At 64.8% G+C, this 19743-nt stretch carries 17 protein-coding genes; 11 read left to right on the plus strand and 6 right to left on the minus strand.

Translation table 11 applies throughout. The annotated features are described in order from the left end of the window. The first annotated feature begins 27 nt into the window (after window positions 1–27). From cobD to LT988_RS21255, 3 genes are all read left to right on the plus strand, one after another. Window positions 28–1182: a threonine-phosphate decarboxylase CobD gene (gene cobD / locus LT988_RS21245; protein ID WP_232407479.1), complete on the plus strand. Its 1155-nt coding sequence runs from the start codon at window positions 28–30 to the stop codon at window positions 1180–1182. Then, window positions 1179–2675: a cobyric acid synthase gene (locus LT988_RS21250; protein WP_232407480.1), complete on the plus strand. Its 1497-nt coding sequence runs from the start codon at window positions 1179–1181 to the stop codon at window positions 2673–2675. Before cobD ends, LT988_RS21250 begins: the two co-directional genes overlap by 4 nt. 143 nt (window positions 2676–2818) lie before the next feature. Further along, a complete protein-coding gene (locus tag LT988_RS21255; protein ID WP_232407481.1) occupies window positions 2819–3565 on the plus strand; it encodes a hypothetical protein in 747 nt (248 codons plus the stop codon). A 47-nt stretch (window positions 3566–3612) separates the two neighbouring features. Here LT988_RS21255 and LT988_RS21260 read toward each other — a convergent pair whose 3' ends face one another. Next, the gene (locus LT988_RS21260) at window positions 3613–4347 is read right to left on the minus strand and encodes a YwaF family protein (RefSeq protein WP_232407482.1); all 735 of its coding nucleotides are present in this window, start codon (window positions 4345–4347) and stop codon (window positions 3613–3615) included. A 617-nt stretch (window positions 4348–4964) separates the two neighbouring features. Here LT988_RS21260 and LT988_RS21265 point away from each other — a divergent pair. From LT988_RS21265 to pufC, 7 genes are all read left to right on the plus strand, one after another. Continuing rightward, window positions 4965–5984 (plus strand): metallophosphoesterase family protein, encoded by a 1020-nt coding sequence (locus tag LT988_RS21265; RefSeq protein ID WP_232407483.1) that lies wholly within the window; start codon window positions 4965–4967, stop codon window positions 5982–5984. Window positions 5985–5997: 13 nt separating this feature from the next. Then, window positions 5998–6510: a c-type cytochrome gene (locus LT988_RS21270; protein WP_232407484.1), complete on the plus strand. Its 513-nt coding sequence runs from the start codon at window positions 5998–6000 to the stop codon at window positions 6508–6510. 140 nt (window positions 6511–6650) lie between these two features. Further along, window positions 6651–7181: an Lcl C-terminal domain-containing protein gene (locus LT988_RS21275; RefSeq protein ID WP_232407485.1), complete on the plus strand. Its 531-nt coding sequence runs from the start codon at window positions 6651–6653 to the stop codon at window positions 7179–7181. Window positions 7182–7204: 23 nt separating this feature from the next. After that, window positions 7205–7717 carry a thiosulfate oxidation carrier protein SoxY gene (locus tag LT988_RS21280; protein WP_232407486.1) on the plus strand — a complete coding sequence of 171 codons (513 nt, stop codon included), beginning with the start codon at window positions 7205–7207 and terminating at the stop codon, window positions 7715–7717. A 60-nt stretch (window positions 7718–7777) separates the two neighbouring features. Then, window positions 7778–8092 carry a thiosulfate oxidation carrier complex protein SoxZ gene (gene soxZ / locus LT988_RS21285; protein ID WP_269752072.1) on the plus strand — a complete coding sequence of 105 codons (315 nt, stop codon included), beginning with the start codon at window positions 7778–7780 and terminating at the stop codon, window positions 8090–8092. Window positions 8093–8269: 177 nt separating this feature from the next. Next, window positions 8270–8569, plus strand: a complete 300-nt coding sequence (locus tag LT988_RS21290; RefSeq protein ID WP_232407487.1) for a high-potential iron-sulfur protein — start codon at window positions 8270–8272, stop codon at window positions 8567–8569. 408 nt (window positions 8570–8977) lie between these two features. Continuing rightward, window positions 8978–11950, plus strand: coding sequence for a photosynthetic reaction center cytochrome PufC (gene pufC / locus LT988_RS21295; RefSeq protein ID WP_269752073.1), 2973 nt, complete (start codon window positions 8978–8980; stop codon window positions 11948–11950). Between the two features lie 86 nt (window positions 11951–12036). Here the strand turns inward: pufC and rlmKL are convergent, their stop codons facing one another. Together rlmKL and hrpB are read right to left on the minus strand one after the other, a co-directional pair. Beyond that, window positions 12037–14214 carry a bifunctional 23S rRNA (guanine(2069)-N(7))-methyltransferase RlmK/23S rRNA (guanine(2445)-N(2))-methyltransferase RlmL gene (gene rlmKL / locus LT988_RS21300; RefSeq protein ID WP_232407489.1) on the minus strand — a complete coding sequence of 726 codons (2178 nt, stop codon included), beginning with the start codon at window positions 14212–14214 and terminating at the stop codon, window positions 12037–12039. Window positions 14215–14338: 124 nt separating this feature from the next. Next, window positions 14339–16894: an ATP-dependent helicase HrpB gene (hrpB, locus tag LT988_RS21305; protein ID WP_232407490.1), complete on the minus strand. Its 2556-nt coding sequence runs from the start codon at window positions 16892–16894 to the stop codon at window positions 14339–14341. 216 nt (window positions 16895–17110) lie between these two features. Between hrpB and LT988_RS21310 the strand changes: the two genes are divergently transcribed. Next, window positions 17111–17884, plus strand: a complete 774-nt coding sequence (locus LT988_RS21310) for a hypothetical protein (RefSeq protein WP_232407491.1) — start codon at window positions 17111–17113, stop codon at window positions 17882–17884. Between the two features lie 113 nt (window positions 17885–17997). Here the strand turns inward: LT988_RS21310 and LT988_RS21315 are convergent, their stop codons facing one another. The 3 genes from LT988_RS21315 to LT988_RS21325 form a co-directional block, all read right to left on the minus strand. Continuing rightward, window positions 17998–18198: a hypothetical protein gene (locus tag LT988_RS21315; protein ID WP_232407492.1), complete on the minus strand. Its 201-nt coding sequence runs from the start codon at window positions 18196–18198 to the stop codon at window positions 17998–18000. 265 nt (window positions 18199–18463) lie between these two features. Next, a complete protein-coding gene (locus LT988_RS21320; protein ID WP_232407493.1) occupies window positions 18464–18790 on the minus strand; it encodes a DUF4342 domain-containing protein in 327 nt (108 codons plus the stop codon). A 34-nt stretch (window positions 18791–18824) separates the two neighbouring features. Continuing rightward, entirely contained in the window at window positions 18825–19715 is an 891-nt protein-coding gene (locus LT988_RS21325; protein WP_232407494.1) for an alpha/beta hydrolase, read from the minus strand. Between the last annotated feature and the right edge of the window lie 28 nt (window positions 19716–19743).

The following is a 19743-nucleotide window of genomic DNA, read 5'->3' on the forward strand; positions in this document are numbered from 1 at the left end:
AAACGACCCCGCTGGCAGATTGACGCGATGAATGCGCGTCGCTCACATACCTCCGGATTGCTCGCTCCGACGTCACCGGCGCTGGAGCACGGTGGACGTCTGCGCGAGGCCGCGGCACGCTACGGCATCCCCGTTCAGGATTGGTTGGATCTCTCGACCGGGATCAATCCCGATGGCTGGCCCGTGCCCGAGGTGCCCGGTACCGCCTGGTCACGGCTGCCCGAAGAGGATGATGGATTGGAGGAGGCGGCCGCGCGGTGTTACGGCGCTCCCCGTCTCCTCGCGGTCGCCGGCTCGCAGGCCGCCATCCAGGCCTTGCCCAAACTGCGGGTCCCCGGACGCGTCGGGGTGCCGATGGTCGGCTATCAGGAGCATGCACAGGCTTGGCAACGCGCCGGCCATCGCCTCGTCCGCCTCGATGACGGAGACCTGGGGAAAGAGTCCGGCGCGGGTCTGGACAGCCTCGACGTTCTGATCGTCATCAACCCGAACAACCCGACGGGTCGCGCGTGGCCGGTGAGTCGGTTGCTCGACTGGCATGCGCGGCTTGCCGCACGGGGCGGCTGGCTTGTCGTCGACGAGGCCTTCATGGACACGACCCCGCAGGACAGCCTGGCCCCTTTCACCGATCGACCCGGTTTGATCGTGCTGCGTTCGTTGGGCAAGTTCTATGGGCTCGCCGGGGTGCGGGTCGGGTTCGTGCTCGGCGCGGTCCATCTGCGCGAGGCGCTGCGCTCACAGCTCGGACCCTGGACGCTGAGCGGTCCGGCCCGCCATGTCGCGCGGCTCGCCTTGGCCGATTCGCCGTGGCAGGAGGCGACCCGTGCATCGCTGCGCCGCGCGTCCGTCCGGCTTGCCACCCTGCTGTCCGATTATGGTCTTGCGCCGACGGGCGGGAGCGACCTGTTTCAATGGGTCCGCACGGCAGAGGCTCGATACATTCAGGACCGACTGGCGGGGATGGGAGTCTGGGTACGGCGATTCGAGACACCGCCGAGTCTTCGCTTCGGTCTTCCGGGCGCCGAGACGGGTTGGGCTCGGCTCGAGTCGGGGTTGCGGTGTCTGTCGTCGGACGTGGCCGGGGACGCGTTCCGGCAGACAGTCGGCGAGACTCCGGCGGACATTCGGCCTTTTCCATCGGTCGCCCCTCCGCCCGCCCTCGTCCCCGGAGGGACAAGATGACCGCTGCGACCCTCATGGTCCAGGGTACGACCTCGGACGCGGGCAAGAGTGTTTTGGTGGCCGGTCTCTGCCGCTGCTTCAGCCGACGCGGCGTCAAGGTCGCACCCTTCAAGCCGCAGAACATGGCCCTGAACAGCGCGGTGACCGCCGACGGCGGCGAGATTGGCCGGGCCCAAGCGGTGCAGGCGCAGGCCTGCGGGCTCGCGCCGACCATCGACATGAACCCGGTCCTGCTCAAGCCCAATTCGGACCGCGGTGCCCAGGTCATCATCCAGGGCCGGGCTGTCGGCACGATGGATGCCGTCGCCTATCACCACTACAAGCGCATCGCCCGCGTTGCCGTGCTGGAGTCCCACGGCCGGCTCGGAGCGTCCTACGATCGAATCGTCGTGGAGGGCGCGGGCAGTCCGGCCGAGATCAATCTCCGCGAGCACGACATCGCCAACATGGGGTTCGCCGAGGCGGTGGACTGTCCGGTGATCCTGATCGCCGACATCGACCGCGGCGGGGTCTTTGCTCACCTGGTCGGCACGCTGGCGTTGCTCGCGCCGAGCGAGCGGTCGAGGGTGGTCGGATTCGTCGTCAATCGTTTCCGAGGCGATCTTGCGCTCCTGCAGCCGGGTCTGGAATGGCTCGAGCGCGAGACCGGCAAGCCGGTGCTCGGTGTCCTGCCCTACCTGCACGGGTTGCATCTGGAGGCCGAGGATGCCGTTGCGTTGCGCCAGACCGACAAGCCGAGCGACGCCCTGCGGGTGATCGTCCCGCGCCTGCCGCGCATCAGCAACCACACCGACCTCGACCCGCTGCGGCTCCATCCTCAGGTCGACCTGCGCTATGTCTCGGCCGGAGAGGTTCCGCCCCCCGCGGATCTCATCATACTGCCCGGATCGAAATCAGTGCGCTCGGATCTTGAGTGGTTGCGTCGCGAGGGCTGGGAGCCCGTGATCGCACGGCATCTGCGCTACGGCGGCCGGGTGATCGGGATCTGCGGCGGCTTTCAGATGCTCGGCACCCGGATCCTGGATCCCTCGGGTCTCGAAGGCGATCCGGGTGAGGAACCCGGTCTCGGCTTGTTGGATCTGGAAACCCGGCTCATGCCCGAGAAGATCTTGGCCAACGTCTCCGGCAGGCTCCGGCTGGAGGACGCCGCGGTAACGGGATACGAGATCCACGCCGGCCGGACGAGCGGTCCGGCGCTCGAGCGTCCGGCCGTGCTTCTGAACGATCCGCAGGGCGAGCGCCCGGACGGTGCCGTTTCGGAGGACGGACGGATCTTGGGGACCTATCTGCACGGACTTTTCGAGTCGCCCGTTGCCGCATCGGCCCTGCTGAGTTGGGCCGGTCTCGCGGTTCGCGAGACCCTGGACTATCGTGCCCTCCGCGAGGCGGCCCTGGAGCGGTTGGCCGACAACCTCGAGCAGCATCTCGACCTCGGACACCTCGAGCGGATTCTTTGCGGTTGGGTGCCGGGCAGAGGGACTGGAGCCCCTTGAAACCGGGCTGGCTGAGCGTTCCCGCGGCGCGTCGCAATCTCCCATGGGGGCAGCACCCATCCGATGATGCTTGCGGCCATCGCGAGCGGTCAGGCCCGATCGGTGATATCGGTTCAAGTCGGCTCGGTGCAGCCCGAGCGGATATGCCGCTGCTTGTCGATCCGGTGATCTCGATCGCGCGAAGTACCCGTTTCGTGCTCGTCGAGATCGATTCGGAAGGCAGCGCGCTCTCCTTCTCGGGCGAGGGCCAGGCGCAGGTCGTGGAGCACAACCTGCCCACCGTCGCGCGGCGCCTGAAGGACCTCGAAGACGACACCGACCTTCAATTGGAGATCCTGCGAATGCGGGGTTCCCGTTCCGAGACAGGTTCGAGCGGCCTTGCACCGGAGAGCCGATGGATCTGCGGCGAGGATCCGCCGTGTCGGGTGCCCCATCAACTCGACAAGCACGGCCTGGATGTCGCCTTGAGCGCCGGTCGCCACGCGGCCGAGCGCGCCAAGCTTGCGGGTGTCGGGCGTCTCATTGCCATGGCCCCGTCGTTGTGCCCGGCGGCCGCATGGCAGCTCCCGATAACGGCTGCGGATGGAGAGCATACCGTGCGCCAGTTGCCCTGTCCCGATTGGTCCCTCCACGATGCCATCGCGTGCTTTGATTTCTATGACGCCTTGCGTTGCCGCGGACGATCCGAGATCGCTGCATTGGTCGGCATTGCGATTGCTGCGGCCCAGATGGGCATCCCATTCTGTCTACCCGATTCCGCAGGCGGCGTCGCGGTGGAGGCGGCGGTCGGATTGAACCCCGGCGTGCGCGCGTGGCTCGAACCGATGTTCGCCGAACGTCCCGGTTCGGTACCTTCCCCGGTGTCTCCGCGCGCCCCGTGCGCCGTTTAACGGCCGGATCTCGCTTCAGACCCTTCATCCGTGCGATGCGGCCCAATTCATGCGTCCGGTGAAGGCGGCGACAGCCGTTTCGCACGCGACCTCGCCGCGACGAGATCCCCGATCAGAAACGGCAGGTAATAGAAGAAGCTCGACACCAGGGCCAGTCCGGCAAGGCTCAGGATGTACCAAGGCCAAGGGCCGAGAAAATCCATCAGGGACGCCTGCTCGGGCTTACTGCAAAGAAAGAGATAGTTGGTCCCCAGCCAGAGGTTGATGGGGGCCACTACGGCGACCACGACCAGCAAAACACCAAGGGATTTGAAGATGGACGCGAGTCTCGGTCTGAACCGATAGACCAAGGTGGCATAGAGGACGCCGACGATGACGAGTCCATGCCCGACAAAAAAAGCGATAAAAGCCGGGTCCGGAAATCCCCTGTCCAGATCCGGCGTGAAGAGCGCCTGCAGGGTCCCGCCCCACGCCCAAAAATAGACGATCTCGTAGGCGGAATACGACCGTGCCGCGAGGGTCCATGCCGTGAGCAGGACCGACAGTCCGCAGAGATGCAGAGGGAGCAGGCTGCTCAAGAGCCGATCGTAGTGGTTCACCTGCAGCCAGATATGAACGCCTTCCTGGGCGATCAAAAGGGCCGCAATCAAGAGCCCGATTCGATACTGCCCTGTCAAGCTCAGTCCTCGGCGCGCCAGCAGCGGTAGCGTGATCCCGATCGCGGCGATCAGGAGCACACTGCTCACATGTGCAGTCCCGAAAAGGATGAGTGGACCGGCCATGCTCATCGCTCGTCCTCTCTAAAATACAGACGTGTTCGCGTCCGCGCCCGCCCAATGGCTCACTCTCGATGCGACTGTCTTCGTTCGCCCTCCCGCGGCCATTGCGCATGATAGCGCAGTCGCCGGTCGAATCTGACGCTTTCGATTGACCGATCGCCTCGGGGAAGGCGTTGAATCGCCCGAGCGACAGCGTATTCGTCTCGATCGCCGCTGGCGAGCCTCCGAATTCCGGTGGTTCTTGAATGACCTTAACTCGGTCGATGAATTCCCGACCTCAGGCTTGAACATCACTCGGATATCAACGGATCCACCGTATTCGATTTTACTAATATGATGGAATAATAGAACGTAGGCTACTGATAAAAATATTTTTGTAGGACTCTTGACAGCTTTCCTGTCGACACTACATCCTAATCACGTCAATAATAACGATAGGTGATAACGACTAAAGCGATAGATATTCCCTACGGATCGTCGCGGGCCGGACTCCTGCGTCATCGCCTCGCTGGGACAGAATCCGTTCATTACCCTGTCGATGCGTTGAATAGATCTTGGAAACGTTAAAACATCACTATCGGCGCTGTTCAGAAGACGCCAACAACGAGGTGGAGACAACAATGTCTGACATTGTAGATCACAGCAGAAGGCAGTTTCTGTCGTTCGCGGGCAAGGCCGGCTTAACGACCTTGGTCGCGCAGGCAGTCGGGATCAATCTCGGCGTCGTGGATATCGTTCGCGCACAAACCGGAAAACGCGGCGTCGAGCCTTTCCGATTCGCAATCATCAGTGACGCGCATCTCTACAGCATGCCCGATCATAAATTCGACCAACAACTCGCGGATGCGGTTGCACAGGTCAATGCGATGACGCCGCTGCCCGACTTTGTTTTGTTCGGCGGTGACGTTGCGCAAAACGGGACGGAAGACCAGTTGGTCAAGGGTAAGAAGATCCTTTCTGCGCTGAAGATGCCGCTCAAGATCATACCCGGCGAGCACGATTGGTATCTCGATATGGGGGATGCTTGGCGCGGACTTTACGGTGACGAGACCTGGTCCTTTAATCATAAGGGTGTGCACTTCATCGGTCTCAACTCCATACTTGTGCGCGACTTCTGGACCGAGGCGGGATTGACGCCTCTGGAACGGATGACCGTGATGGAGATGCTCGAAAGCCCGATCCCCGGTCCATGGGGCGTGCACGAAAAGCAGCTCGAATGGTTGGCCAATGACGTCAAGGACTTGGCTCCCGATACGCCGGTCGTCGTCTTTACTCACTCCCCGCTTTGGGACTACTACCCGCGCTGGAATTTCCAGACCTCCGACGCGCCCGAGATTCGCGAGATCTTGTCGAAGTTCGACAACGTGATGTCTTATCACGGCCACGTCCACCAAACCCTCTACAATCGGATCGGGAATATGAGCTCGGTCGCCGCATTGAGCACCTCCTGGCCTTGGCCTTACCCCCCGGTCGAGCTCGCATTCCCCGAGACCCGAATGAATCGGGCCGATCCCTCGATCGCGACCGACGGTATGGGTACGCAGACCATTGATCTGACCGGATCGTTCGAGGGTCTGGTTCAGTACCAGCCGTTCGAAGATTCGCTGACACCATTCATGAGAGATGGCTTCAAGGTCTAGGGGGGTATCGTCAATGAAAAATAGTACGCTGAAGATTGAGCGGGTGATGGCCGTATCGGCCCTCGCCGCGGTTCTCGGTATGAGCACCAGTTGGGCGCGCGCACCGTTCACTGATGAAGAGCTGGCGGAGCAGAAGGCCGCCTTGGTCGAGTCGATCGCCCTCGGATATGACCTCTGGCACGGCAGTCGTGCGGATATGACGACCAACGGTCTGGCGTGCGGCAATTGTCATCCCGATACGGCTGCGTCCAACCCGCAAACCTTCCCGAAATACATGACGATGTACGGTAAGGTCATCCCCTTCCGGGAGATGGTGAATTGGTGTATCGAGAATCCGCAAGCCGGCACTCGGCTCGACGTCGACGGTGACGACATGACCGCCATGGAGGCCTACGCCTTCTATCTGCATCGCGGAAAAGAGATCACCCCCGGTTTGGCCAGTGAGCAAACCGTGCCGATCGTCGTGGAATACGGAACCGGCTTCGCAAGAACCCCGACCGGCATCGGCGTCGATACTAAACCCTGAGGCCCTCGACTGGAGCGGTCATTTCTCTGCGGCCCCCGACGAGGGGTGCCGCAGACGGATTTCGGTGGGTGTCGACACTCCGGCGTCGAGCGCCGTGTGGTTTCGACGTCTAACCTTCGCTGGGGTTGTTGGTCGTGGTGATGAGAGCGGTTTTCCTTCTGATCATGATTCAAGGCGGGATTCTTGCCCCGGCCTTCGCCGAACAGACCTGTGATACCAGCCGGTATCCTCTGTCGGCGCCGACGGAGCGTTTCAGCGACAACGGCGACGGTACAGTGACGGATGACGCGGCGCAGCTGATGTGGATGCGGTGTTCCGCAGGGCAAACCTGGTCGGACGAGACCTGTGTCGGGGAGGCTGTCGACTACGACTGGCAGGGGGCACAGGATCTGGCGGCCGCGACAAACGCGAGTGGTTCGCAGTTCTTCAACGACTGGCGAGTGCCGAGTCTGCGCGACTTGGCGATGATCGCGGAGAGGCAGTGCGAGAACCCTCGCATCAATCTGGGGATCTTTCCGAATACCCCGGCGCGTCTCTACTGGACCAATTCGTTGCGACCCGGCGAGGAAGACGATGGTTACGCATACGCCCTGAGCTTCGGACCCGCGGGCGTGCAGCACGTGGCAAAAGGCGAGCGTCACGCGGTGCGCCTTGTTCGCACGGCGCCATGAGTTCGGAACACGGGATCACGTGCATGGCCGGCGAACGTGGTTTGCCCGCCGTCGGTGTTCCGGTCCGCGAGGACGAGGCGAATGTCGATCGCTATCGCCGTGGGTTGGTTGCTGCAGGCGGTATCTTTTGCGCATTGTTGCAGGTTGGCCTGCTCGGAGCCGCTCATGCGCGAAGTCGCGGGCTTCCCGAACTCTTCTCCGCCACGACGATCGACGACGCGCTTGACGTCCTGGGCAGCGTCCCGGTCGGCAGTGTCGATGTCGAGCTGACACTGCCCGGTGTCGTCGAGGATGGGGCGGTGGTGCCCGTGAGGGTGTCGAGCACGCTCGATGGCGTCGAAGAGATCTATGTGCTGGTCGCGACGAACCCTTATCCGGTCGCGGTTCGCTTCGAGATCCTGGAGGGGACGGAGCCCTTCGTGGCGATCCGTCTGAAGTTAGCGCAAACCGGCGCAGTGTACGCCGTGGTGAGGGCCAAGGGCCGTCTCTACTCCAGGGTTGCGGAGACTCGGGTGACGGTCGGCGGATGCGGTTGATCAATCGATTTCGCGCGGGAGTTCGGCTTTCCGGGATGTGAACCGTGAGCGAAGCAGAGAATGGCTGATCCGATACGAATCCGCGCAAAAAGAATCAACGACGGCGTCACCGAGGTTGTTGTCTTGATGCCGCATCCGATGGAGACGGGGTTGGGTTTGGACCCTTCGGGGCGGGGGCGTGATGCCCACTACATCAGCGACGTCGAGGTGAGTCTCGGCGATCGGGCGGTGCTGCGGGCACGTTTGAGCATTGCGGTTTCGAAAGATCCATTGATCTCGTTTCGTTTCAGGGGGGGCGCGGCGGGTGATCGTGTCAATGTGACTTGGACCGACAACCTTGGCGACCAGGGAGCCGGCTCGGCCTTGATTGTTTAACCGTCGATTTCGGATTGCAGCGACGGCCGAAAATCCGATCGCAACTCCGACCCTATCTGCGATCGGGCGAAAACCGGGCGCAACGGGCTCCGGGTCGGTAGCGAGACCCCTTTGCAACCATTAACAGACCATCAAACGAGGGTATGCACGATGAGCGAATGCAATCGCCGGACGTTCATGTTTCAACTTGTTGCGGGTGGCTCGGCGCTCGCCTTCAGCCGTTTGGGCGTTGCCGACGAGGCGAAGAAGATCCTGACCGAGGACGACGCCTATGCCAAGTCGATGGGTTTCCGCTTGGATACGACGCAGGTCGACCAGGCCAAATACCCGAAGCACACGGCCGAGCAGAAATGCAGCGAGTGTCAGCTGTTCTCCGGAGAGCCCGGGGAGCCGCTCGGACCCTGTTCATTTTTCGGAAAGCGTTTGGTTCCGGTTGACGGCTGGTGCCGAAACTTCAAACCGAAAGGCGCAGCCTAGCCCGGTCACTTTGCCGATAGGAACAACGGCGGGTCGGCGTCACGACACCGATACCGCCGGTTTGTTCGCGGTCGGCGCGACAGGACCGCGAACTGGATCTAGGCGACAGGATCGTTTGGGTCGGATGCAGGAGTCGGAGGTCGGGGCATTGACCTCGCAACCACGCCACTAAAACAAAGCCGGTCGTCCGCTTCGTCGGACGCAGGGCATCGAGCATTGGAGGTCACAGCGATGAGGTGTCCCGCAGGCACTTCGGAGCAGGCGCGGGTGCATTTCCTGCACCGGCACATGCAGCGAATCGACCGGCAAAAGCCCGTCGGCACTTTGCCGTCGTCAACCCACGACGGCAACACTCGGTCACATCGAGAATCGAGCCGGAAAGGCACGACATGGGCGGTGACGGGGCTGATGTTGCTCAGTTTTCTGAGTCTCGTCGGTTGCGAACGACCCCAGAGCGTGCAGTGGGGCGAGCGTGGCACGTCGATGATTCATATCGATAAACCCGGTCGACTGAAGGCGGCGGCAGACAACCACGGCGTTCCCGAGCCCGAGCCGCGCGATCCACCGGACCCGGCAATACCCCTCGCGACAGAAGTCAACGAAAACGTCCAGGTGCTCACTGACCTGGATGCCCTTGAGTTCGCCCGTCTGATGCAGGCCATGTCGACCTGGATCGCTCCGGAACAGGGCTGCGAATATTGCCACAACACCGAGAATCTGGCCTCGGACGAAAAATACACGAAGGTGGTGTCGCGGCAGATGCTGCAGATGACCAGGGACATCAACTCCAACTGGAAGTCCCATGTGGCGGCGACGGGGGTCACCTGTTGGACCTGCCATCGCGGCCAGGCGGTCCCGTCCGAGATCTGGTTTACCAACCCCGGGCCGACCACTCCTTCAGCCGGCATCTCCGGCAACAAGGCAGGTCAGAATACGGCAGGCATGCAGGCGATCGGCAACGCATCGCTGCCGTTTGATCCCTTGACCCCCTTTCTGGAAGGCGACGCGCAGGTCGCGGTTCAAGGAACGACGGCACTGCCGTCGGATAATCGAAACTCGATCAAGAAGGCGGAGTGGACGTACGCCTTGATGATGTACATGTCCAATTCGTTGGGGGTGAACTGCACCTACTGTCACCAAACCCGAGCGATGGGCGTCTGGGAGCAGAGCACGCCTCAGCGGGTGACTGCATGGCACGGCATTCGGATGGTGCGCGACCTCAACGGCGACTACCTCAATCCGCTGAAGACTCTTTACCCACCCGAGCGGCTTGGTCCAACCGGCGATGCGCCCAAGGTCGCCTGCGATACGTGCCACAAGGGTGCATTCAAGCCGCTTCTCGGCGTCAGCATGCTCGGCGATTATCCGGAGCTGGCCGGATATCGGACAGTGCGGCCGGGCGCGGTGCCGGAGCAAGAGCAGCCGCAAGAGCTGGCGGCACAGGATTCGGAAGGCGGGCTGATCGTCGTGCTCGAGGACACCTCGGTTGCGGCGCAGGAGCCTGCGGCAGAGGTTGCGCCGGCGTCCGTCCCCGAGTCGGTTGCGCAGCCTGCCGATGTCGAAGGGACCGCTGAGACGGTCGCGGAATCGGTCGTCGAGGCGGATGCCCCATCCGAGCCGATCGCTGACGTCGCGGCTCTGCAGGCGGTCGAGTCCTCGGTCGGCGATACGGCAACCGCGCCGGCGGACGTCGAACCTGGCGAGACGGCACCGGCGGCTTTGGTCCGAGAGCTCGAGTCCGTTGTAGCGCAGCGCGACGCTGCGATCGCGGACGCCGAGGCATCGATCGCCGACGCCGAGGACGAGATCGCCCAGCTCGATCGACGGCATGCAGCGACGCTGAGCCAAGTCGAACGGCGTCTCAAGGCGGCCGAGGCCCGCTTGCATCAAGAGCGTACGGCCTTGGAGCAGCAGCTCGCGGTCGTTCGTGGGCAGCGCGACGCCGTCACGACCGATGCGGAGGCGCGGATTGCGCGGCTCGCGAGTGAGTCCGACGAAGAGCGCTCGGCGGCGCTTAAGGCCGCAGAGGCGCGATTGAGCCAAGAGCGCAGGGCGTTGCAGCAACAGCTTGAGGTGGTTCGTGCCCAGCGTGACGCCGTTTCAGCCGAGGCCGATTTACAGGTTGCCGAGCTCACCGGCGAGCAGGCGGCCGCCCTTAGGGCCGCCGGGGCAAGGCTCGATCAGGAGCGCACAGCTCTGCAACAACAGCTCGCCGTGGTTCGCGCTCAGCGCGATGCCGTCGCGGCCGAGGCCGAGGTACAGATCGCCAAGCTGGCCGAAGACCAAGCCGCGGCGCTGCGGGCCGCCGGGGCGAGGCTCGATCAGGAGAGTACCGCTCTGCAGCAGCAGCTTGCCGTGGTCCGCGGCCAGCGCGATGCCGTCGCGGCCGAGGCCGAGATGCGGATCGCCGAGCTCACGGAAGATCAGGCCGCGGCGTTGCGCGCCGCCGGGGCGAGGCTCGATCAGGAGACGACCGCGCTGGAGCAACAGCTTGCGGTGGTTCGCGCCCAGCGCGATGCCGTTGCCGCCGAGGCCGAGACGCAGATTGCCGCGTTGGTGGACGCGCACGCAAAGGCGCTGCGGGCGGCGGGGGCGAGGCTCGATCAGGAGAGCACGGCGCTACGGCAACAGTTGGCCGTGGTCCGCGCCCAGCGCGATGCCGTCGCGGCCGAGGCCGAGTTGCAGATCGCGGCGTTGGTCGACGCGCACGCAAAGGCATTGCGGGCGGCTGGGGCGAGGCTCGACCAGGAGCGCCTCGCCCTGCAGCAACAGCTCGACGTGGTCCGCGGGCAGCGCGATGCCGCCCTGGACGACACCGAATCCGAGTCTCGAATCGCTGCGTTGACCGAGGAGATGGATGCCTTGCGGTTAAAGCTTGCCGAGGCCGACGCCGTCGCCGCGGACCTGCGTGCGCAGATGCAGGCGGCAACGGCCGAGCATGCGCGAGAGCTGGCCGAAGCCGAGGGGTCGGTCGCGCGGATACGGACGCTGTACGAGGGCGCGGCACAGGTCGGCGGACGGATCACCCCGGAGGGTATCTTGGTCAATCTCGGCGGGGAGGAGCTGCGGTTCCCGAGCGGCAGTGCCGTCCTGCCGGCTGGGGCGCTCCCGACGCTCGACCGGATCGCCGAGATGCTTGCGTCGAGGCCCGAGCTGCAGGCGAAGATTGCCGGGCATACCGATAGCGTCGGCAATCCGGAGATCAATCAGGCCCTGTCTCGGCAGCGAGCGGAATCGGTCATGCAGGCATTGGTCGATCGCGGGGTCGATCCCGGCCGGCTCAGCACCGAGGGTTACGGTGCCGAGCGGCCGATCGCCGACAATGCGACGGATCGCGGGCGGCGCGAGAATCGCCGTGTCGAGGTCGTGATGGTCGACTAGGCCGAGCACCGCGCGACGGTCGGCCTCGCGGGCGGCTGTTGGGGCCTGTCGGCAGCGGTGCTCGGATCGACCGAGCACCGCTGCCGTTACACAGGTTTAGTGATGCGCCAACACTGGTGGATCCGCGGGTTGCGGGCAAAGTCGCGCGGGATGGTCTCGCGGCTGACGTCCCGGATGTCGAGATCGGCCAAATCCTCCGAGTAGAGCCGAAACCGACGCAAATTGTTAGAGAACACCAGCAGTCCCCCCGGCTCGAGCAGCCGGGTGGTGGCTCGAATCAGCCCGACATGGTCGCGCTGGATGTCGAGTGTGTCGGTCATCCGCTTGGAGGTCGAGAAGCTGGGCGGGTCCAGAAAGATCAGATCGAATCGGCGCTTGCCGGCGGCCTCTTCCAGCCATTGCAGACAGTCCGCCTGGACCAACTCCTGGCGCTGCATCGGGGTGTCGTTCAGCGCGAGATTATCGCGCGCCCAGTCCAGATAGGTGCGAGACATGTCCACTGTCGTGGTGCGGGTCGCGCCGCCTTTGGCCGCATAAACGGTCGCCGTTCCGGTGTAGGCGAAGAGATTCAGAAAGGTCCGGCCCTCGGCCAGCTCGCCGATCATACGGCGAATGTCGCGATGATCCAGGAAGAGCCCGGTGTCCAGGTAGTCCTCGAAATTGACCAGGAATTTGAACCCACCCTCCTTGACCGCGTGAAAGCGGCGCGTCTCGGCGAGTCGTTCGTATTGAGCGTTGCCCTTCTGAGGCCGTCGGATCTTGAAGAACATCCGTGACTCGGGGATCTCAATCACCTCCGGGATCACGCTCAAGGCCTCGCGCAGTCGGTGTCGGGCCCGCTTTGGGTCGACACTCGTCGGCGCGGCATACTCCTGCACATGCACCCAGCGCTGCGGTACGTCGCCTTCGGGCTCGCCCTCGTAGACATCGACGGCCACGGCGTATTCCGGCAGATCCGCGTCATAGGCCCGAAAGCAGTCGATCTGCTCCTTGCGGCGCCATTTCCCCAACGTCTTGAGATTCTTCGCGAGTCGATTGGCGAGCATGGTTGCGCCGTCGCTGCGCTCGGCCGGCTCGAGTGTCCGCGGCCGATTGGCCACAAAGTCGGTCGACTCGATCCGAAAATGCAGGAGTCGGCATTCGATGGGGCCGTTGTAGAGATGGTGGATTCGGTGCGCGCGCAGACCCATGTGCTTGCCGAGGTCCGGACTGCCCGTGAAGAGCGCCGCGCGCCAGCCTGCGAAGCGTTCCTTGAGTACCGAGCCCAAGCGCGCATGCAGTGCAGGCAGCTCGGCCTCGGAGCCCAACCGCTCGCCGTAGGGCGGGTTGACCACCACAAGACCACGGTCGTCGTCGCGACCCGGTCGGCAGTCGGCCAGCTCGCGTCGCTCGAAGTGCGCCAATCCCGCAAGACCGGCCCGTGCTAGGTCTTCGATCGCGATGCGGATGGCGCGCGGATCCTGATCGTATCCACGCAGAGAGCCGAGACGCTGCAGACCCGCGCTGCGCCGAATCTCCGCCTCGTCGAGAAGCCGCCGCCAGGCGGCCGCGTCATGCTGCAACCAGCCCATGAACCCGAAACGATCGCGCAACAGACCCGGCGCGATATCCGCCGCGATCAGGGCGCCTTCGACGACGAGTGTCCCGGAGCCGCACATGGGATCGAGCAGGGCGCCGCCCTCGGCCGCGATATCCGGCCAACCGGCGCGCAGTAGGATGGCCGCCGCCAGATTCTCCTTCAGCGGGGCCGAGGTCCCCTCGCTACGGTAGCCGCGGCGATGCAGGGAGGTGCCGGATAGGTCGATGCTGACCGATGCCTGATCCTGATGGACATAGACATGGATCTGAAGGTCCGGGGATTGGGCATCGACGCTCGGCCGATAACCGAGAAGACGCGTGAAGCGATCGGCAATCGCATCCTTCACGCGCAGGGCGGCGAACTGACCGTGCGTGACGCCGTTCAAGACACCGTCGAGCTGTATGGCGAAGGTGTTCTCCGGCGAGAGATGCTCCTCCCAGTGGATCTTCTCCGCCCCGGCGTAGAGCTCGTCCGGTCCCGTCGCCGGAAACTGTGCGAGCGGCAGCAGGATGCGGTTGGCGACCCGCGACCAAAGACAGGCTCGATAGGCATCTTGAATCTCGCCGACGAAACGCGCACCCCCGCGTGCCTCCACTGCCCCTTGCAGGCCGAGTCTGGCCAGCTCCTCCGCGAGTAGACTCCCCAGGTGCTTGGGGGCGGAGGCGAAGAAGGTGTGCTGGGGCATCTTGGGCCGTGGCTCGTCAGGGGATTGGACCACGCAGTATATACCGGTCGCGCGGCGGTCTTTTGCTGCCCACGGCGTTTGGAGTTTTTCGTTGCCGCTTGCGGGCCGATCTCGATCGTTCCAATCAGCCCCCGGCTCGGCGTGGCCGACGCACACCGGCGACGGGCGTGGCTTGTGTCGGATCTTCCGGCCAGGCGTGTTTGGGGTAGCGTCCACGCAGCTCCTTGCGGACCTCGGCGTACCCCCTGGCCCAGAAGCCTGCGAGGTCTTGGGTGACCTGGATCGGGCGACGCGCGGGCGAGAGCAGGTGCAGCAGCAGCGGGACGCGCCCGCGAGCGATGCGCGGGGTCTCGGAGAGACCGAAGAGCTCTTGCAGTTGGACGGCGAGGATCGGGTTCTCTCCGGCACCATAGTCGATCGGTCGGTCCCGGCCCGCCGGAGTCTCGATCCGGGTCGGTGCTTCGGCATCGAGACGTTGCCGCTGACCCCAGTCGAGCCGCGAGACCAGGATCGGAATGAGGTCGAGCTTTTGGATCTGCGCGAGCCGGGACATCCCGCTCAGATAGGGCGCCAACCAGGTGTGGAGATTCGCACGCAGCGCCTCGGGCGAGAGATCCGGCCAACCGCCGTCGGGCTCGAGTCGACGCATCAGGGCGACACGGGCGCTGAATTGGAGCGCCGCATCGCTCCAGGCGAGGGCGTGGTCGAATCGTGCGGCGATCTGCTCGAGCAGGATGCCGGCGACACCGTCCGTCGGCTCCAAGGGCACCGGTTGCGCGCGCAGGGTGATGGACTCCAGGCGCTCCACGGCGCGGGCGGCCACGGCCTCGCGTTGGGCGTCCCAAAACAGTCGGCGGCTCAACGTGATCCGCCCGGCGAAGCGCTCGCGGATCTCCGACTCGGCGATGGGGAGCGCCGACTGGATCCGGCCGTCCGCGCCTCCGGCATCGAGACTGGCGATGACCAGATAGGGGTGAATCGCCAAGGCGTCGTCCTGAGGCAAGAGCGCACCGGATCCGCCGGCCAGACGATAGCGCCCGTCGGTGCCCTCGCGCCGCTGCGCGATACGCTCCGGGTAGGCGAGGGCGAGCAGCTCGGCAGTCGACCGGGCGGATCCGTGCCTTTCAGGTCCGTGCCGGGCGTTGTGCGTCAGCCGTTGCAGCTGTTGAGCGACCCGATCGGCTGCGGCGAGCCGCCGCGCGTCCGCACCCGGCACGGGGTGGCGCTCGCGCCAGGCGTGCAGCGCTTGTAGACGCAGACCCAGGTCGGCGGGGCGGCGTTGCCCGGGGGTGTCGATCAGCGGGTCGCGTTCGGTGATCAGCGCACATAGATCGGCGGCATCGCCCCGGGCGGTGTCGGCGGCGTCCAGCAGCATTGCGGCCAGTCGCGGATGGACCGGCAGCTCCGCCATCCGCCGGCCGAGCGGGGTCATGGCGCCGCGCGCATCCAGGGCGCCGAGGCGCGTCAGGAGTGCTGCGGCTGACTCCCACGCCGGGCCGGGCGGCGGATCGACCCAGCGCAGCTCGTTCGGATCCGCCACGCCCCAGAGGCGCAGTTCCAAGACAAGCGAAGCCAGATCGGTCTGGAGGATCTCGGGCGTTCGGCTTTCGGGCCGGCCTTGCTCCTGTGCGCGGGTCCAGAGCCGGTAGCACACGCCTGGGCCCATCCGTCCGGCGCGTCCGGCGCGCTGCTCGGCGGAGGCGCGCGCGATGGGCTCGGTCACCAGACGCGTGAGACCGGAGCCCGGATCGAAGCGCGGTTTGCGGGTCAGACCGCTGTCGATCACCACCCGGATACCCGGGATGGTCAGGCTGGTCTCGGCGATATCGGTGGAGACCAGCACGCGGCGATCGGATCCTGTGTTCGGCGTCAGGGCCTTCTCCTGCTCCTCGGTCGGGAGGCTGCCGTGCAGCGGCAGGACCCAGGTCTGTGCATCCACCCGCTCGCGCAGCCGGGCGACGCAGCGATTGATCTCGCCCGTGCCGGGAAGGAACGCCAGAATGTCGCCCGAGTGCTCGGCCAGGGCGGAACGCGCGGCGGAGATCACCGCCGCGACGGCATCCGGACCGGGTGCGCGATCAGCGTAATGGACCTCGACGGGGAAGCTCCGTCCCTCGCCGCGGATGACGGCCGCATCGCCCAGGAGCTCGGCCAGCGGTTCGGTGTCGAGGGTCGCGGACATCAGCAACAGCCGCAGATCCGGGCGAAGACCGGCGACCAGATCCAGCGCGAGTGCAAGACCCAGATCCGATTGCAGACTGCGCTCGTGGAATTCGTCGAACACCAGGAGTCCGACCCCCTCGAGCGTCGGATCGGACTGGATGCGTCGGGTCAGGATGCCCTCGGTGATCACCTCGATGCGGCTGCGCGGGCCGATCCGGCGCTCGAAGCGGATCTGATAGCCGACCCGCTCGCCGAGCGGTTCGCCCAGGAGCGCGGCCATGCGCGCGGCGATCATGCGTGCTGCCGGCCGGCGTGGTTGAAGCATGAGGATGCGGCCGGTGCCGAGCCAGTCTTCGTCGAGCAACGCAAGCGGAACGCGCGTCGATTTGCCCGAGCCGGTCGGCGCTTGGAGCACCGCATGTCCGCGACGCAGTGCGGTGCGGAGGTCCTCGAGCACGGGCTCGATCGGCAGGTTTTCCATGGTCGGGTTCGGGTCCCGAGGCGGGTTCGGAATCATCGGCTTCGTCCGGTCGATCCATCAGGAGCGAGCAGGCGCGACCTTTGCTTATACCTGTTCACGCTCAGACCGATCATGTGGTCAACAGGCGCACGGGTCGCCGTGGGTCGGTCGCGCACGGTCCCGAGCGAGCGCCGACGTCGCTGCGGCGGGGGTGCAACCGAATGACATTCTCGACCTTATCGGACCTTGACCGAGACACCGGAGTGGATCGACGTGCCGATCACATGCCTGCTTGAATCGGCCTTCAAATGGCTCTTCCTCGGCAGTCTCGTGCTGCTCGGGGTGAGCTATTGGCAGAAGGATGATCTTCCCGCGCCCGAGACCTTCGATCGCAGCAGACTCGAGGCCCCGGTTCAAACGCCGACGGATCGCGAGCCCTTCACGGTGCGGGTCCACGATCAGGAGTACCGGATCACGCCGAGGTCCGAGTACGAGCTCAACGGGGTCGTGGTCAGCTACAGCAATGCGGACGCGATCAAGAACATCTGGCATCACAAGAGCTGGAAGGATTTTCTCAACCTGCGGGATCTCTGTGTCGTCTGGGGCGAGAATGCGGCGTCCGGCGTCTATCGCGACATGCGCTTTCGCAACGATAGCTGGACCTGCTGGGCCTCTTGGTCGGATCCCGCGGTCACCGCCCGGTTCAAGTCGAACGCGCTCTCCAACAACCATCTCCTGACCGACGCTCGGGACATCAAGGATGCCCTGATGTCGGCGGAGCCGGGAGATCAGATCCGGTTCAAGGGTGTCCTGGCCGAGTATGTCAATGTCGGAAACGGCTACGCCCGCGGGACCAGCCTGACCCGCGAGGATACGGGCAACGGCGCCTGCGAGACCGTCTATCTCGACGAGTTCGAGGTGCTCCACAAGGCCAATCTGAGCGTCCGCCGGCTCTTCGGGTTTGCGACCTGGACGGCCGTCATCACGGGCATCGGCTTCTTGATCATGTTGCCGATCGCCCCCGTGCGGGTGCGGCGACGCCTCTAGACCGACGGAGCGAGGGGGGAAACGCCACACCGGCTCGTCGCGAACCCCGGCGTTTCGGCAACGGCCGGGCCTACCTACGATCGCCCCCGGTGAACGTTTCCGTGTGGCTTGGACTACTCGGCGGCCGCAGTCTCTTCGGTCGCTTCGGGCGCCGGCGGCGCCTTGGGTCGCGGACGGGTGATCAGCTGCTCGTCGAGCAGAATCTTCTCCTTGTCTTCGCCGTGAAGCCATTGCTTGTCCTTGGCCTGCACGGCATAGCGACCGGATTTCTTCTGATAGATCCGATACTCGGCGGTTTTCTTGACTTCGTTCATCGTGGTTCTCTTCCGTTGTCTGTCGGGTGTTTTCGGAACAAATGGTTCGGGGTCAATTCGGGTGTTTTGGGCAGGGCCGTCACGCGAAGGCGCTGTGGGCCGTTCCTGTCGGACGTGCTGAGCCGCGCCCAGTGCGGTCTGCATCATGTGCTGGCGCGGCTTAAAGCAAGAAAATCTTAAACTCTAAACCGCGTCTCACCGAGATCGAGGACATCTCCGAAGCCACACACACAATGCAAATGACGCATGTCGCTCTGGACGCGGTTTAATCGTCCTGGTCGATGTCGCGCGGGTTGCGGAATCGCTCCGGGACGTCGCGCTGGATCTCGACGCGGAACTGGGCGATCAGCGCGGCCATGGCGGCAAGGGCGGCGAGTACGGGCGCGAGGAAGGTCAAGAGTGCGGCGGCGCCGACCCCCGCCGTCAGCGGGATTTCCACCAATGCCTCGCCGGTCGGGCGGCGGATGATCAAACGCCGGACGTTGCCCTCCTGGATCAGTTCCTTGACCTTCTCGACAAGTGCACTGCCCATCACGGTGATCTCCTCGGTCTTGCCGCGTTCGTTTCGGTTGCCGGTCTTGTCGTTTCGCATGGTCGCGGTCCGCGGTCTTGTTTGGCCCGGCATCCTAGCGGTTTCGGACCGATACGTCACTCGTTTCGGGCGCTTGGGGCGTCGCGAGCGAGCCGAGGAAGGCCGCCAGGCCGCGTTCATAGTCGGGTTGGCTCGCAAGAAAGCCGTTGTTGTGGTCGCCGCGCAGGTCGACGAATCGCTTCGGCTCGCGGGCGGCCTCGAACAACTTTCGGCCCAAGGTATAAGGCACGATCTCGTCGTCCGGGCTATGAAGGACCAAGACCGGACTGCGCACGCGCGACAGACGCTCGGCGGCATCGAAATCGTAGCGCAGGTACAGAATGCGATGGAGGCCGGGGTAGAGATGGCGCGCCATGTCCCGTGCCGAGCTGAAGCCGGACTCCAGGATGACCCCGCCCGAGGGGACGCGCGCGGCCAGATCGGCGGCCACACTTGCGCCGAGCGATCGTCCGAAGACGAGGATCCGCTCCGGGTTGATCCCGCGCACCTCGACCAGATGATTCCGGGCGGCAAGTGCGTCGAGATAGACCCCGACCTCGCTCGGGCGTCCGGCGCTGCGCCCGTAGCCGCGATAATCGATGATCAGGAGCGACAGCCCCAAGCGATTGAAGATGGCGATCGAGTCGCCCCGATGACTGATGTTGCCGGCGTTGCCGTGGAAGAAGAGCAGGGTATGGGTCGCGTCCGGGTTCGGGATGTACCAGCCGTGGAGCCCGGTGCCGTCGTCGGCGGTCAGCTCGACGTCCTCGAACGCGAGACCCCAATCGGTCGGCGTCGCCGCGAGCGCGCGGGTCGGGTAGAAGACCATGCCGGGTTGGAGTAGCCACATCGCGGCGTTGAGCAACAGGACAGTCAATGCGATCCAGCCCAGACCGGATAGGAGACCCGAGACGATGCCGGAAACCGATGGCGGGAGTCCGAGCATGCTCAGGACGCCTCGGCGGCCGATCGGG

Source organism: Thiocapsa bogorovii (assembly GCF_021228795.1).
In the GTDB taxonomy this organism is placed as follows: domain Bacteria; phylum Pseudomonadota; class Gammaproteobacteria; order Chromatiales; family Chromatiaceae; genus Thiocapsa; species Thiocapsa bogorovii.

Excerpts from the sequence above, each read along its gene's own strand:
- LT988_RS21265 (WP_232407483.1), top strand. The coding sequence starts at position 4,965 with ATGTCTGACATTGTAGATCACAGCAGAAGGCAGTTTCTGTCGTTCGCG.
- hrpB (WP_232407490.1), bottom strand. The coding sequence starts at position 16,894 with ATGATTCCGAACCCGCCTCGGGACCCGAACCCGACCATGGAAAACCTG.
- pufC (WP_269752073.1), top strand. The coding sequence starts at position 8,978 with ATGTTGCTCAGTTTTCTGAGTCTCGTCGGTTGCGAACGACCCCAGAGC.
- LT988_RS21255 (WP_232407481.1), top strand. The coding sequence starts at position 2,819 with ATGCCGCTGCTTGTCGATCCGGTGATCTCGATCGCGCGAAGTACCCGT.
- LT988_RS21320 (WP_232407493.1), bottom strand. The coding sequence starts at position 18,790 with ATGCGAAACGACAAGACCGGCAACCGAAACGAACGCGGCAAGACCGAG.
- LT988_RS21290 (WP_232407487.1), top strand. The coding sequence starts at position 8,270 with ATGTTTCAACTTGTTGCGGGTGGCTCGGCGCTCGCCTTCAGCCGTTTG.
- LT988_RS21250 (WP_232407480.1), top strand. The coding sequence starts at position 1,179 with ATGACCGCTGCGACCCTCATGGTCCAGGGTACGACCTCGGACGCGGGC.
- rlmKL (WP_232407489.1), bottom strand. The coding sequence starts at position 14,214 with ATGCCCCAGCACACCTTCTTCGCCTCCGCCCCCAAGCACCTGGGGAGT.
- cobD (WP_232407479.1), top strand. The coding sequence starts at position 28 with ATGAATGCGCGTCGCTCACATACCTCCGGATTGCTCGCTCCGACGTCA.
- LT988_RS21315 (WP_232407492.1), bottom strand. The coding sequence starts at position 18,198 with ATGAACGAAGTCAAGAAAACCGCCGAGTATCGGATCTATCAGAAGAAA.
- soxZ (WP_269752072.1), top strand. The coding sequence starts at position 7,778 with ATGGCTGATCCGATACGAATCCGCGCAAAAAGAATCAACGACGGCGTC.
- LT988_RS21260 (WP_232407482.1), bottom strand. The coding sequence starts at position 4,347 with ATGGCCGGTCCACTCATCCTTTTCGGGACTGCACATGTGAGCAGTGTG.
- LT988_RS21275 (WP_232407485.1), top strand. The coding sequence starts at position 6,651 with ATGAGAGCGGTTTTCCTTCTGATCATGATTCAAGGCGGGATTCTTGCC.
- LT988_RS21280 (WP_232407486.1), top strand. The coding sequence starts at position 7,205 with ATGGCCGGCGAACGTGGTTTGCCCGCCGTCGGTGTTCCGGTCCGCGAG.
- LT988_RS21270 (WP_232407484.1), top strand. The coding sequence starts at position 5,998 with ATGAAAAATAGTACGCTGAAGATTGAGCGGGTGATGGCCGTATCGGCC.
- LT988_RS21325 (WP_232407494.1), bottom strand. The coding sequence starts at position 19,715 with ATGCTCGGACTCCCGCCATCGGTTTCCGGCATCGTCTCGGGTCTCCTA.